The following is a 14,407-nucleotide window of genomic DNA, read 5'->3' as shown; positions in this document are numbered from 1 at the left end:
CTCTAGATGAAGGTAGCCATCCTGCCCAGCGGAGAATCTGGAGAGAGGGCGTTAAGGGGCAACATTCTTCCCTGTGTTGCTTCCGTAAGGCTTTGCTCCTGCCCGATCGGAAGATTTGGAGCGGCCAGTTTTTACTTCCTTGCCGGATGGCAACCGAGCGTGGTAGAACACGATCTCCCCACCCAAAATATGGCTAATCAACACACCTGAGAATGAGTATAAATTCATTTATAAAGAGAAGCCAAATATGGCTAAGGATGAGGAGGAGACCCATTGTCGACGGCTCGGATCTTAAAGTGGATCAGTGGCGGGTTGGAAGGAATCTTGGCGATCCCGGTTCTGGGTGGCCTGATCGTCGTGACGAATTCCTATACCCCATTGGTTGTCATGTTGGTGCTTCATATCATTACCCTGGTGATCAGTATCCGGGCGCAAGTGAACAAGTACGGGAGCATTATGGGGATCATCACCTCTTGTCTCGCTTGGATTCCCATCCTGGGCTGGTTCTTGCATATTCTCGCCGCGATTTTACTCATGATCGATGCGGTAAAAAATGATAGCAAAACAGTGCAGATCAGCTGAAACGGCCCTTTTTGGGGCTGTTTTTATTTGGTGAGGGGGTATTATATATGTTTCACCAGGCGTGTTGATTATCCATATTTTAGGCAGGAAATCAGGTCGGGATGGTAGGACGGTGGAGAGCCTTTGCGCTCTTTGCAAGAGATCGTAGCCGTCCCACCCTCCCCGTCCCCTCAAGCCATATTTTACGATGGGGGTAATAGGAAGAGCGAAAGGTCAATTTCGTTTCCACCACCCATTTCCTGGTTAATCAACAGCCCTGATGTTTCACCTCTGTTGAGAGCTGAAAAGGGAAGCTGGATTTCGAAAAGTGTGGGCGGACCCTGGCCATTTTCGGGCTACCTTTTATGGCATGGCGTAAGAGAAAATCGGCACCCGTTGTGCACCAATTTGCAATATTATGTAGAAAAATCCCGAGCCAGATGATAGAATATTCTTGGTCTGACTGGAATGGGGGCGTTCCTCGTCGCACTTGTCCAGATTACCCGCCTCTTTCTGGACTGTCTCCAGTCCAGAAAGAAAGGGCACTGACCACCGCTGTCCGGAACCCCGGTCAAAATAAAATGACTGCGTTAAAGTTGCCGATTTAACGCAGTCAACCGGCCCGATAAGTGGGACTCGGCCTCCAAAATGTTTCTTTCCTTGCTCTTATTATAATACCCGATTCAGGGAGTTTCAATCTTTTCAAACTAAATCCGCCAATCCACTTAAAGAAGTTCACCTTTTTTGTTGTTTACCTTGGATATCATAGCGGATCACACAGTGGACAGACCTTGGCCGTTTTTGGCCAGGGTCTTCGTTTATACTGAGGGAGATCGGAGTGAGAGGAGGTACGAACTTGAAACGAGAGGTGCTTCAACATCTGAAACAAGAGAAAAGAAAACGAATTTCCACCCGAGAGCTTGAGGATGCTTTGATCCATCAAATGGGACAGAGGAAGTACCTGCAAGCGGGGGGTTACTCTAACTTTGTAGAAGTGATCGCCGAATTGGAGGCGGAAAAGTGGATTCGTCCGATCCAAGCGAGTAAACAAAATGGGATGATTCCCCCTTTATATAACCGCTATGAAAAACTGCGCCGGGAAAGCACCCTTGACCAGGAAACTAAAAGAGAGCTCTTGACCCGGTTTCATCCTTCCATTCAAACCTCCTATTATCTTAAACACCCGAATGAGTGGGAGAGGGATGCGCTCTATGTTATCGCGATCGATCGTTTTTTGTCCGACCCGGTTCCCCTTCAACAAGTTCCAATTCCGCTTAACGAACGATCCTTTCAGTTGTTTCGTGATGAAAAATGGCTTAATTCCCCACAGGGCCGGAGCCTTTTGCGAAACATCGGTCTGACATGGGATGATTTATGCTGTTATGCCACCCATGAGCCTTTCTTTTACGTTCGGCGCACCCTTACGGAACCAGGTACCGTAAATGCCCTGATCATTGAAAATAAAGATACTTTTCACTCGCTGAAAGAACTGCTTCAAAAAGGAATTGAATCTTGGGGAGGGATTTCCTTCTCCCTCCTGATTTACGGGGAAGGGTGGAAGATCACAAAGAGCTTTCCTTTTGTCTGGGAGTTGGAGGGATTGCAGGAGCGGGAGGTGTGCTTTTATTATTTTGGCGATCTGGATCCTGTCGGAATTGAGATCTGGCATCAGTTGAATCAACAGCAGGAAGAGGTGAGAATCCTTCCTTTCTGCTATTTCTATGAACATCTTTTTCAACGATGTGGACCGCAAGCTCCTGTGAGAGCAAAGGCCCAGCGTGGTCGGCCCGAGGCGGAACAGAGATTTCTGGACTTTTTTCGCGGGGATACCGCAACTGAGATGCGGGAGTTGTTAAAGCAGAAGTATTTGCCACAGGAGGGCCTTCATTATTTATGGCTGAAGGAGCGCGGAGAGGAGGGGGGAAGTTGAACCGGTTTGATGACATGATTTCCGGGTTTTCCGAGCGGATGCAGAATATCGCCGCCTTTTATCCTTTCTTCGCCTTGTCCCAAAAACAAAAGCAACCCTATCCCTTGGCCCCCCTTGGCTTGGCGGTGATGCTGTTCATTTTGGAAGATATGCTGCGGGCTGACCGGGATTGCACTTATGACAAGATCGCCACCTTTTTGCAAAGCCTGATCGAAAGGCAGTATGGTGAGATCCTGACCCATGAAGAAGCCTTGGATCTGACCCATACCCTGGTACGGGAAGGACTTCGCAACAGCGGCCGCCCTTTTGCCTTTACCTACCCGAACTTTGAAAAGGGTTCCGAGGAAACATATAAGTTTGACCTGATTGAATTTGAGGATTATGAGGTGCAGGATAAGACCGTCCGCCTGAAGTTGTCCAGTGTCGGACTGGAGCTGCTGTTCAAAACAAAGGAATTGTACAATGAGTTACAAGTATCGATCACTCAGCTCTATTTAAGACAACAGATCCTGAAAGGTGTTTTTGACGACGCATTGGGGACCGTCGAGGATCTGCGGCTGGCTGTGAACAGTGAAAAGGAAAAGATCCGCGCCCTGGAAGAACGGATTCTTCGTGATGTATTGCAGGTGGCGAAGGAACAGGAATTGCAGCGACGACTCGCCAGTATCAATGAACGGTTGGACCAGGAGAAGAGAGTTTTTTTCGAGTTGGATGGATTGATCCGGGACACCTTGGAAGAGTACCACTCCGGGAAATTGACGGAAAAAGAAGCACAGGCGGTGGAAAAAATCACGTTGTTGCAACATCGGATGCACCGGGTGATGGGGGAACACGAGTCGCTTTTTACCGATAAAATCCGGCTGCAACACTTGATGAACCGGTCGGTGGAGTCGGCCATTCTGACTACGTTCAGTACCCGGGTCAACTTTGAAAACGAATTTTTGTACCCGGCGATTCACAAAAACTGGGGATTGGACAAACTGAAAGCGATTTTGGATCCGCTGTTGTCTCTTCGCCGTCGGGCCGCTTTTCATCCCGGCCGAATCTTTGAGAGGCAGCCGGTGCGCCGACTGGATGAGCAAGGAGAGGAGGCGGTCAGCTTGGAGATCGAGGAAGAGCAATTGCGAGTCGAAGAGGCAAAGGAGCGGGAGCGGTTGAAGGAAAAGGAACGAAAGCTGGAAGGTTATTGGCGCTTGCTTTTAAACAGTTTGAAGGGGCGGGATGAGATCGGAGTGAACGATGTTTTAAAGCGTCTGGAACAGGAGAATCCGGACAAATTTTTGGAAGTGACTTCCGATCTTCAATTTTATCATTTTTTGATTCAATTGCACCAGATGGGGGTCATTCATGTGAACGCTGATCGGGAAGTGGAGAAGATGGCGATGGATGTGTTGCCCCGCATGCTGATCCAAGTGGTCCGGAATGATCCGGAAATTCAAAAACTGGGGGCTGTTGAACTGGTTGCAAAGGATGAAATCATCCGTCTGCCCCAAGGATATGTCATGTCGGAATTTATAGTCCGAAGGAGGAAGACGAATGGCTTGGGAGCAGGATGAGGTGACATGGGCTTTCCGCATCTTTTTGAAACTGTTGCGTGAGGGGGAAATCCCGGCGGATGAGCGGGAATATCATTTTGCTTATCAACGGACCGGAGTCCGGGACGTGCTGGAACATGTGATTGAACCGGAAGCATATGTGAAGATTTTTTCCACGGAATCCTCTCTCTATCTGTCTCCGGGGATCAGCAACCAATATTTTGGTTATTCCAATGAGGATCTCCGCAAGCGGTTAAACCTGAAAAACAATCAGGAGTTGTATCTGGCTTATTTTGTCCTTCTGTGCCTTTTTGCCAAGTTTTATAACAGTGAGGATCAACAAGGATCCTCCCGTCAATTTGTCCCGATCGAGGAGCTGGAAAAGACGGTGACGGATCACATCACCACGATCAGTGAAGCGGAAGAAGAGGATCTGGCCCACATCGAAGAAAGCGAAGGGATCCATCTCCGTTCCGCCGCCGAGCTGTGGCTGGAGATCCCTTCCTTTGACGACCGGGTGAAAAATCTCAAACAGGCACGCAACAACCGGGTCAGCTTTATTTTGCGTGTCCTCGGCTTCATGGAAAAAGAGGGGCTGCTTCATATTTTGGAAGAGCGGGAGATCCGGCTCCTTCCCAAGTGTCACTATTTGATTACCCACTATTATTTCAACCGCCAACGAAAAGAGAACCTTCTCCAACTGTTATCTCAGCCCTTGACGTTTAAAAAGGAGGATTCCCGCTGATGCCGAAAATCCATCGGGTTCGTGTCTCCAATATCCGGTATGACGGAGGCAAAAAGCAATATCCGGATATCACCTTTGATTTTCACGGGAAAAATGCCATTGTACTTTTGGCAAATGGGGGCGGGAAAACCTTGCTCCTGCAACTGATCATGCAGACCGTCCTGCCTAACGAGAAAATCAATGACCGCCGGATCGCCGATTTGTTGCTGCACGAACGGTACACCGGACAGGTTGCAGTGGAATGGGTGCTGGACTCCGGAGGGGATCAACCCAGTTATCTGTGTACCGGTTTCTGTTTTACCAATCCTCGTCCGGATGACCGGAATTCGGTCCGCTATTTTACCTATCTGTTTGATTATGGGGAGGATCCTTCGCTGAGGATTGAATCTCTTCCCTTTTTTGCGGAGCAGGAAGCCGGCTCCAAACGGCCGATCCAGTTTCAGGAGATGAAGGACTGGTTGCGGGAGCGGGAACGACAGCGAGTGCAAGTGTTTGATTCGATCAAGGAGTACCATCGGAGATTGCGCCAGTTCCAAGTGCTTCCCGAAGAATGGAAAAGCATTCGGGATACCAACGGGACGGAAGGTGGCGTGGAAAAGTTTTTCGAGCGGAGCAAAACCGCACAGCAATTGTTGGAACATCTATTGATTCCCCATGCCGAAGAAGTGATCTACCAGACAGAATCCAGAAGAAAAGAATTGGTGAACGCTTTTCAGGAACACCGAAAGATGTTACTGAAAATCCCCGTTATCAAGCAGAATATCTCCGATTTTCAGGTGATCCGCGACCACGCAGAAACGGTGCTGAAAGAAGCGGAAAAAGTAAAACAGACCGGTTCACAACTGATTGCGTCTCACCGGTGGTTGGAACGTTTGGGGAAAACCTTTGACCGACTTCAGAAGGAATCCAAAAAGAGGGCGGAGAGTCTGGAACAGAAACGGAAGATGCTGGAGGATGTCCGAAAGGATCTGATATGGAAAATCGACAGTCACCGCTATTACGCGCAACTGCTGGAATTGGAAGAGGGAGAGAGGGCATGTAGGGAGTCGGAAACAGAAAAGAATCGAATGTCGGAACTGCTGCGGGAAGCTAAATCTCACTTGGCGTCTCTGCAAACGTTAAAAGCTTTTAACGATGCGGAGGAGGCGGAACAGAACCTCTACAAGTATTCCAGAGAGCTGGAGTTGTTGGAGCGGAAGACCCCGGACAGTCATCGGGAACTGGAGAAGTTGAAGAGGCACTTGCGTTTTAGTTGGCAACGGGAGAAGGAGAAGCGGGAAGGTCACAAGTTCAAAATCGAGCAAGAAAACGGGGAGCTAGCTTCCCGACGGAAACACATCGAAGAAACCTTGAGAGAGAGCCGGCAACGTGAAGAAAGTTTGATGAAGGAACTGGGGAAAGTGGAGGAGTGGCTTCGCCAGTACGAGGAGAAAGCAGCCGAAGTCAGGCGGGAGTTGGGAGAAGATGCGGCCCATTCTCCCCAAAAGGTCTTGGACGAGGAGGAGGCTTCCCGCAAAGAAATCCGAGACGAGAAACAACAACTGGAGCTGAAGCTGGGATCGATGGAAGAAAAGAAGGAGCAATTGGAACAGGAAAATATTCAGTTGATGACAAGGAAGACGGAAATCATTTCGGAAAAGAAAAACCTGGATCAGCAGCTGTCCATTTATTCCCGACGTGCAGAGGAGCTGAAAAGAGAGTGGAATCATACCATCGGCCTGCGTCACATTCCGGATCTTTATGCTGATAAAGAAGAGCTCATCAGCCAAGCGGATCGACACTTGCAAAGGGTGCAGAGCGACCGGGCGGATTTGCAGGCGGAGAGGGCCCGGTTGGATGAAAAGTGGGTGTGGGTTGAAGGAGTTGACTATTATGTCCCCCATGGGGAACTGGTTCGGATCCAACGTCGGTTGGAACACAGGGGAATTTCCGCTGTATTGGGGGCGGAATGGCTCTCACGACAACCTTTATCCAGGCAGGAAAAGGAACAGATTCTGCGGTCCCGGCCTCTGCTTCCCTTTTCGATTTTGGTGGAAGAGAATCAGCTGAACCAAGTCAAGCGGGTGATGCGGCAAAATCAGTCCTGGTCGGCGGATTTTCCCATTCTCTTCCTTGTGAAAAGCACAGCCAATCTAAGCGGATCGATGGAATTGCCGGACCTTCACTTATTCACTGTGGAACGAGGAGTGTATCTTTATCAACCCCCATTGGTGAAGCTGTATTCCGAAACGGAGGCCTTTACCGATTTCAAACAACGTTTGGGTTCCAAGCGGGAGGAGTTGGCATCTCGTTTGAAAGAGGTGGCGGAAAAGGAGAAAAGAGTTCTTGACTGCACACATCTGATTAAGAAATTTTACCTGGAATTCAGCGCGGACCGGGTTCAGGAGTGGATCGGGAGGGAAAAGGAGATCGCTGAGGAATCGAATCACCTGGAGGAAGAACTGGGCCGGATCCACCGGCTGAAACAAGAGTTGTCCACACAGCGGGAAAACCTCCGACATCAGTTGCAACAGAAAGAAAAAGAAGAACGGATCAGCGAAAAGAGAATGAGTCGCCTGGAGGAATTTTTGAAATGGGTGAATTTACTCCCCGACAAAACAGAAGAGAAAAGCCAGGCTCTCAAACAAAAAGAGGAATTGAATCAAAGGATGGAGCGATTGGAAAACGAGTTGGAGAAGATCCGGAACCAGCAGGAGGAGGGCAGGCAGAGGCTGCGGGATTGTGTGGAAGTGATTGGAAAACTGGTCGATGAGGAGCGGCGTTTCCGTTTGCATGAAGTGGAAGCGGAGCCGACAGATAAAGAGTATTTCCAGTGCAAAGCAGATGTTGAAACGGAAGAGTCCTTAATCAAAAAACAAGATACCGATGTCACCTTTTTGAAGAGACTGATCGAGAAAGAGGAAAAGCTGAGGGAGGAAGCACTCTATAAAATCAAACAGCTCCATTTCTCGGATGAATGGTTGCGGGAACACCGGCGGGAAATCACCCGGAATGAGTTGGAAGAGGGGGAACAACGGGTTCACGAGGCTAAAGAAGCGGAGAAAGTTGCCGTTGAGCGTTGGAACCAATGGCAAAGGAGAGTGAGCCGATGGCACGGGGGCTGTGAGGAGTGTCGGAAGCGCGTCATGAACGATCATGGTCGGGAGCCTTTCCCGGACTATTCACCGGAACGTCATGATCACCAATACAGCGGTTTCCAAAAAGAATTGACAGATGTGAACAAGGAACGGACGGATCTGGTGGAACTTCTGGATGGGGAACAGCGACGGCAAAACGAATATCGGGAACTGGCGGAGCGCATCAGTGACCAACGATCCAGTCGCTTGGAAGAGCTGCCAGCAGATGAAACAGGCGAAGAAATATTGTCGTTGACGGATGCCGAATGGGAGTCATTACATCTGACTCCACGAGAATCAGTGCAGAATGGAATGAAGGAGTGGCAGGAGAACGGAAAAAGAATAAAAGAGCAAAAGCGTGTTCTGGAACAGGAATTTCAGCGCTTTACTCAGCAGCTCCAGGAGCGGAACAATCCCAAGTTGCATCAGTTTGTCCGGGTGATGCGCGAAATCCATGCGGATGGGCGACTCTATGATTTTGATTTTGTGGAGACTCATTTTGTGCGGATTTATGAGGCCTTGGATCATTACGAAAAGGAATTTCAACGTACTTTGGAAGAGAGTGAGAAAAATCATCACCATTTGGTCCAGCTCTGTCTACAACGTGCCAAAACTATCCATGACAGTATATTAGAAATACCTAAAAGTGCACGGGTGGAAATGTACGATCGGACCTTGCAAGTCATCCGGATTGACTGGCCGTCCTGGGAGGAAGAGGAAGGACAGGAGAAGATGTCCCTCTACCTGGAAAAAGCATTGAAGGATCTGCAACAATGGAGTGCGGAGGGAATGGAGGATGACCAACTGAACCTCCGGATGGAAGAAAAATTGCGGACCCGTAACCTCCTTCACCTGCTGACACCCTTGGAAAATTGCCAGGTCACCGTTTATAAACCGAGAAAAGAATCGATCGCCCGTCGGTCCCGAACGGAATACGCCCCCTGGGATGAAGTGGCCCGCTGGTCCGGTGGAGAAAACTACAGCATTTACATGACCATGTTTATGGTGTTGATCAGTTATATTCGCCGGCAAACCACCGGAAATCCCCGCGCCCATAAAACGATTATCGCTGATAATCCCTTTGGAAAAGCTTCATCTCCTCACATTTTGGAGACGGTATTTCGGATTGCCGAACAAAATGCGATCCAGCTCATCTGTCTGACCGCCCATAAAGACGAAGAAATCCTGGCCCGTTTTCCCATTATATACAGCCTCCAATTACAACCGGCCTTTGGCAGAGAAGTAATGAAGGCGGAGGAGATCGAGAAGGGGTTTTATCATGTGGATCCCTCAGTATGAGAGGAAGCCCTTATTTTTGGTTGAACGTCTGGGTTGGTAATGGTTAAAGTGGAGATTGGCCAAAGGGCTGCCAATTAGGCAGCCCTTTGATCACTCTATATTCACTTCTTCATCAACCACTTCTCCAAGGATTCCGCGATGGCGCTGTAGGCGTGGACGCGGTTTTCTAGTTTGGCGAGGCCGTGGCCTTCGTCTTCGTAGCGGAGGTACTCCACCGGGTGGTTGCGTTTTTTGAGGGCGTCGACGATCTGTTCCGCTTCGGATATGGGGACACGGGGATCGTTGGCGCCGTGGACGACGAAGAGAGGGGCTCGGATGTTGTCTACATGGTGAATCGGGGAGACCTGATCGAAGAAATCACCGTCATCCTCGATAGTGCCGTACTCCGATTCTCGCAGGTGGCGGCGGTAGGGGCTGGTGTTTTGCGGAGGTTGGCGATCCCCACGATATCCACCCCGGCGGCCCACAGATCGGGATGATGGGTCAAAGCCGCTAACACCATGAATCCGCCGTAGCTTCCTCCCATGACAGCGATGGCATCCTCCCGCGCATTGCCGTGTTTTTTCAGCCAATCGACGCACTGGGCCAGATCGGTGACGGAATCCATTCGCTTGCGAACATCATCGAGATGGACATAGGTGCGGCCGTATCCGGAGCTACCCCGGACATTGGGGACCAAGACGGCCATCCCCCGTTGCAGGAAAAATTGGATCAATGGGTTGAAGTTGTTTCGGCTCTGGGACTCGGGTCCCCCATGGACCCACACGATGACGGGATAGGGACCCTTCTGATCCGGGGGGCGATAATAGAAGGCGGGAATCTTTAGTCCGTCAAAGGAGGGGTAGGTGATCTCCTGCGGTGCGATCAAGGTGTTTTGGGGAACCCCGGAGATGGAAGCATAAGTGATTCGCTCGGGATTGGATTTCTCCAGCTGGATCTGCCAGATCTCCGTTCCATGGCGGGGGCTGTTCAAGGTGAAGGCCAACCGGTTTCCCTGCCAGCTCCATGTCGTTCCCAGAATTACCCCCTGGGGCAGTTCCGGCAGCTTCAGAGAGCGAGAGGCGTCCAGATCCAGGATCTTCAAACGGGAGTTACCACCTTCATTTTGAGTGAAAGCGAGGAAGCCACCGTCGGGAGACAGGGAGAGGCCTTCCGCATCCCATTGATCCTCTGTCAACCAGGTCCAGTCCAAAGTGTTCAGATCGACTCGGACCACACGCGTAAATTCACTCTCCCAGTCGGACAGGAGAAACAGACTATCCCCATCAGGGGAAAAACGGGCTCCGGCAAAAACAGCCTCCCCTTTGTGAGGCGTGAGCCAGCGGGTGTTTCCAGTGTCGAGGTCCAGGAGACAAAGGTCGTTGTCCATATTGTTGTATACCCGGGAAAAGAGAATTTTTTTCCCATCGGGACTGAAGCGGCCAGCATAGTTGGTGTGGTCACTCTGGTGTAGGAGCCGGTGACTGTCTGTCTTCAGCTCATACAGGTATACGTCGAAGTTCTTTCCATTACGCCGGTTGGAAGCGTATGTGAGGCTGTTTCCGTCAGGAGACCAGGCACCAAAAGCATAGATGTGGTCCGGGTCCTGGGATATATCCTTCATTTCCAAACCGTCCCCGTCCATCAGAAAGAGTTGGGCTCGCTCGTTTCCGCCCTGGTCTGCACTGACCAAGATGCGATCTTCCTGGGGAGAGGTGCTGACTCCCATCACCCCATCTGGGAAAAAAGTGATCTGTCTTGGCCACGGGTGCTCCACGTCCTGTTTCCATACCTGGGTAGTGCCGCTCATCGTGGACAGAAAGTACATCCCCTGGTCATCAGGGGCAAAAGAAGGACTGAAAGCGGAACGGATCTCCATATACCTACGGATGTCGATCGATTTCTTAACAGATGTCACTGAATCTTTCCCCTCCTGCGGAGTCGTCAAGTCTCTTTCCAGAAAATCGTACCTTCCTTTCAGTCTTTTCTCAACCCCGAACCGGAGGGCATTTTTTGTAGAAAAATTCCCCCATTTCCGATAGAATCAATTTCAGAACAGGAGGGGTGTACTTGCTTGAAACGATGCGGCAGTGGGGAACCACTTGCCTGCAATATGGGGAGCAACGTTGGCAACGCTGGAGAAAAGACCATCACCAACTGCTTCACTGGGGAAGAAAAGCCTACATCCTGTTGGCTTGGATCCTGATTCCCCTCGCCCTCCTCGCCTGGATCTTCATCCCGCAAGCGAGGCAGGCCTTGGTTCAGTTTTTATGGAGCTATTACCTGTTGTGGCAATTTTGGTTCCTCGCCCGCAGCAAGACGATGACCTGGACGGGGACCGCCCGTTTTTTTGCGGTGGGGGCTTGGCTGACCGCCCCTTTATCAGCCTTGATCCTCTACTTTATTCACGGCCTGTTCGCTCAGGGAGCTCTTTCCGTGGGGGCGGACTGGAGCAGTGAAGTGTTGGGGCCCTTCATCGAGGAGACGGTGAAGCTGATCCCCTTCTTTCTCCTCTTCCTGTGGACCCGGCGTACGCAACACTTCAGTCTCACCGACTATCTGCTGGCCGGCGCGGCGGTTGGGGTCGGGTTCGACTTTATGGAAGAGATGCTACGGCGTTGGGTGACGGCAGATTCCGGAAGCGGATTCTGGGGCTTTCTGTCGGAGTTATTGTCCGACACCGAGCAAAATTGGGAAATCTTCACCCTGTTTCCCGGCTCCTTTGAAAGCAGTCACGCTTTCTCTTCCGGACATGGGATCTGGAGCGGGTTTGTCACCTTGGCGATCGGACTGGGGATTCATTTGCAGAAGCGGTGGGGAAAGAAGGCCTTCCTCCTCCCCTTGGCGATCTTTTCTTGGGCGGTATTTGACCATGGGGCTTGGAATGCTCACAGTGACGGGATGCCTTTACTGGCGGAGTTGCTGTATGGACTGACCGGACAGGGGCACTTCTTGAAATGGGTCTTCGTGGCGGCTTTTCTGTTGGCCATCGGGCTGGACTACCGCAGGTTGAACCGGGTGAGAGAAAGGCTTCCTCGCCTCCCTGGTGAACACCGCTTGGAACCCTTGACCGAGCTGTTGACGATTTTGCAGACGATTCCTCGGGGGCGCCAGGTATGGGGCCACATGCTCTTATTCACCCGGGAACGAAGGCGCCTCGGCTTCACGTTGCTGGCCCCCCCTGAGGCGCATCGAGGGATGGAACAGGAAACCCTGCATCAGACCCTACACCGGCGTTTCTTGATTCTGGGGAGTGCCTTGGCGGTGGGGCTCCTGTTCCTCGGGCTCTCCGCCGATGTGTGGATCTTGTCCGATGGCCCGGAAGCCTATTTCACAGGATTGCTGGATCGCTTGGCAGACTGGTGGCAAGGGCTGAAGGGTTGGGAAAAGGCAGGAGTCATCACCACCGTCACCGTACTGGGCGGGATCCTGACGGTAGCGACGGGAGGCGGTTTCCTCGCCGGAGGATTCACCGCTCTCGGTGCCGCACTCACCGCCAACGACATCCTGCAAAACCCGGAGCCGACAAAGGCTTTCCTGAAAGATCCGGTGGGAACCTTGAAACAGTGGGGAAAGGAGCTGCTCCGGCGCCCACCCCAGGAAGCCGGAGTCCTCATGTTGGCTGTGGCAGCGGATCAACTCGCCCGTCGCGTTCCAGTCCTCCGGGTGGTGGATGAGCTGATCCACCGAGGAAAAACCACCCTCCAGCGCTGGGCACGGAGATGGATGCCAGGGCACTCCATGCAAGAGGCGGGCACCGGCGCGAGAGTAGATTGGAACGAGCCCGATGTGAGGCAAGCCCGCGGGAGCGGAGCTTCCAACGGACCGGGAGGAGAAGGAAAAGAGCCCGAGAAAAAGAAGACGGGCTGGGAACGTTTTGAAGAAGAAGATCCCCTGCCAGGAAGCTTAGGGACAAGCAAAACCAAGAGTTTGTTTAAAAGCGTTTTGGATCAGGCTTATAAAGAGGATCCCGGACGAAAAACCACCTTCGGGATTCCAGATGATATAGTGGTCAAAGATGGAAAGATTACCATCGTGGAAGAAGCGAAAATGTATTCAAAAAAGGATTTTGAGCGATTAGCAGAAATGGCGAAGGAGAATCCAAAAAAATTCACAAGAGAAGGTATTCCGGCAAATACTGATGCAAGGCAGATACGCTATATTCAATTTAAGAAGCATCAGGCATCGATAAATTATCTCCTCGACAATCTGGACAAGATTTCCTCTGCCAAGGAGTTGGGCATCACTCATTCTGATGCGAAGGTGGAGTATATGCTGAAAGTGCCGAAGTGGGCATCTGAAGAAGCATTGGAGAAAATGAAGAAAGCTTTTGAAGAGCAGCTCCGTATCACAGTGAAATATCGCCGAATCGACTGGGGAGGGTAAGGATTATGGAAGAGATCCAAAGGTGGCTGATGTTTTCCTACTGGGGTTCCTATCTGAAGCAAGATTATATGCATATAGGATTAAATGTAACAGAAATCCTGATGAAGCATTGGGGTCAGGTGGAATGGCTAAGGGGAGCTTTATTTAGCTATGATGAAGGGTTGAAAGATGTCGATTCCTTCGATACCGTTCGAAAAGAAGTTTTAAGTGATCGGGAGCGCTACGAATTATTCGATGTTACGTTCTTTAATCCTAATGTGACAGAAGAAATCTATGTCAATCGTTTGGATGTTAATGATGGAATGTTAAGAGTCGAAGAATACGATGACTTGAAATATTTTCAAACCAACGATCCCGTTCTAAATGAACGGAGAACCCAGGAGCTGATGGAAGTATTCACCGATGTGGCTGGTCTGCCCGCCATAGAAGAATTGTGGATGCCGGATCGCAATTTAACTGCCTTCATGGGTCATCCCGCCTATCTGTATCGTCCCCGTCCGCTGTATGAACGGGTGGAGGATTCGCTTTATACACTGAAGACCAAAGACGAAGTGGCCCGGTTGGTGGAGGAGTTTGAAGCCCATGTACCGACGGAATGGGTGATCGATTATTTGCAGGATCGCCTAGGAGCGGATGCGGTACAGGAGATGGCGGATGGCAAGGTCCGGGTTCGCTTCTATGACCGGGAACTGACTCGAAGCAAAGTGAACACTCGGGAATTTCTGTGCACCTTTGAGAAAGATGTGGATCGGTTTTGTCAGGAAAAAGGGGTGACGTTGTATAAGGGTGAGGCGTCATAACAGTTTGGGACGAATGGGGAATCAGTTGGTTCCTGTTCGTCCTTTTTTGCAGGACT

The 14,407-nt window shown here is 50.8% G+C and carries 9 protein-coding genes; 7 read left to right on the top strand and 2 right to left on the bottom strand.

Features of this window, described 5'->3' with window-relative positions:
- The first annotated feature begins 273 nt into the window (after positions 1-273).
- The 5 genes from JOD24_RS14485 (at position 274) to JOD24_RS14465 (ending at position 9,186) form a co-directional block, all read left to right on the top strand.
- Positions 274-582, top strand: a complete 309-nt coding sequence (locus JOD24_RS14485) for a hypothetical protein (RefSeq protein WP_380167240.1) — start codon at positions 274-276, stop codon at positions 580-582.
- Between the two features lie 835 nt (positions 583-1,417).
- Positions 1,418-2,491 (top strand): Wadjet anti-phage system protein JetD domain-containing protein, encoded by a 1,074-nt coding sequence (locus tag JOD24_RS14480; protein WP_429247176.1) that lies wholly within the window; start codon positions 1,418-1,420, stop codon positions 2,489-2,491.
- Positions 2,488-4,047: a hypothetical protein gene (locus JOD24_RS14475; protein WP_429247175.1), complete on the top strand. Its 1,560-nt coding sequence runs from the start codon at positions 2,488-2,490 to the stop codon at positions 4,045-4,047. The genes JOD24_RS14480 and JOD24_RS14475 overlap by 4 nt, the downstream gene beginning before the upstream one ends.
- Positions 4,028-4,771: a DUF6063 family protein gene (locus tag JOD24_RS14470; RefSeq protein WP_429247174.1), complete on the top strand. Its 744-nt coding sequence runs from the start codon at positions 4,028-4,030 to the stop codon at positions 4,769-4,771. The genes JOD24_RS14475 and JOD24_RS14470 overlap by 20 nt, the downstream gene beginning before the upstream one ends.
- A complete protein-coding gene (locus JOD24_RS14465; protein WP_429247173.1) occupies positions 4,771-9,186 on the top strand; it encodes a coiled-coil domain-containing protein in 4,416 nt (1,471 codons plus the stop codon). Before JOD24_RS14470 ends, JOD24_RS14465 begins: the two co-directional genes overlap by 1 nt.
- 101 nt (positions 9,187-9,287) lie before the next feature.
- Here the strand turns inward: JOD24_RS14465 and JOD24_RS14460 are convergent, their stop codons facing one another.
- Together JOD24_RS14460 and JOD24_RS14455 are read right to left on the bottom strand one after the other, a co-directional pair.
- Positions 9,288-9,521, bottom strand: a complete 234-nt coding sequence (locus JOD24_RS14460; RefSeq protein WP_429247188.1) for an alpha/beta hydrolase family protein — start codon at positions 9,519-9,521, stop codon at positions 9,288-9,290.
- The gene (locus tag JOD24_RS14455) at positions 9,509-11,083 is read right to left on the bottom strand and encodes a S9 family peptidase (protein WP_429247172.1); all 1,575 of its coding nucleotides are present in this window, start codon (positions 11,081-11,083) and stop codon (positions 9,509-9,511) included. The genes JOD24_RS14460 and JOD24_RS14455 overlap by 13 nt, the downstream gene beginning before the upstream one ends.
- A gap of 152 nt (positions 11,084-11,235) precedes the next feature.
- Here JOD24_RS14455 and JOD24_RS14450 point away from each other — a divergent pair, with 152 nt between their 5' ends.
- Positions 11,236-13,551 (top strand): PrsW family intramembrane metalloprotease, encoded by a 2,316-nt coding sequence (locus JOD24_RS14450; RefSeq protein WP_429247171.1) that lies wholly within the window; start codon positions 11,236-11,238, stop codon positions 13,549-13,551.
- 5 nt (positions 13,552-13,556) lie between these two features.
- Positions 13,557-14,351: a hypothetical protein gene (locus JOD24_RS14445; protein ID WP_380167560.1), complete on the top strand. Its 795-nt coding sequence runs from the start codon at positions 13,557-13,559 to the stop codon at positions 14,349-14,351.
- The last annotated feature ends 56 nt before the right edge of the window (positions 14,352-14,407 follow it).

Origin of the sequence: Kroppenstedtia sanguinis, assembly GCF_050433445.1 — a bacterium.
Taxonomy (GTDB): domain Bacteria; phylum Bacillota; class Bacilli; order Thermoactinomycetales; family DSM-45169; genus Kroppenstedtia; species Kroppenstedtia sanguinis.
This window is presented reverse-complemented; position numbering and strand designations above follow the sequence as displayed.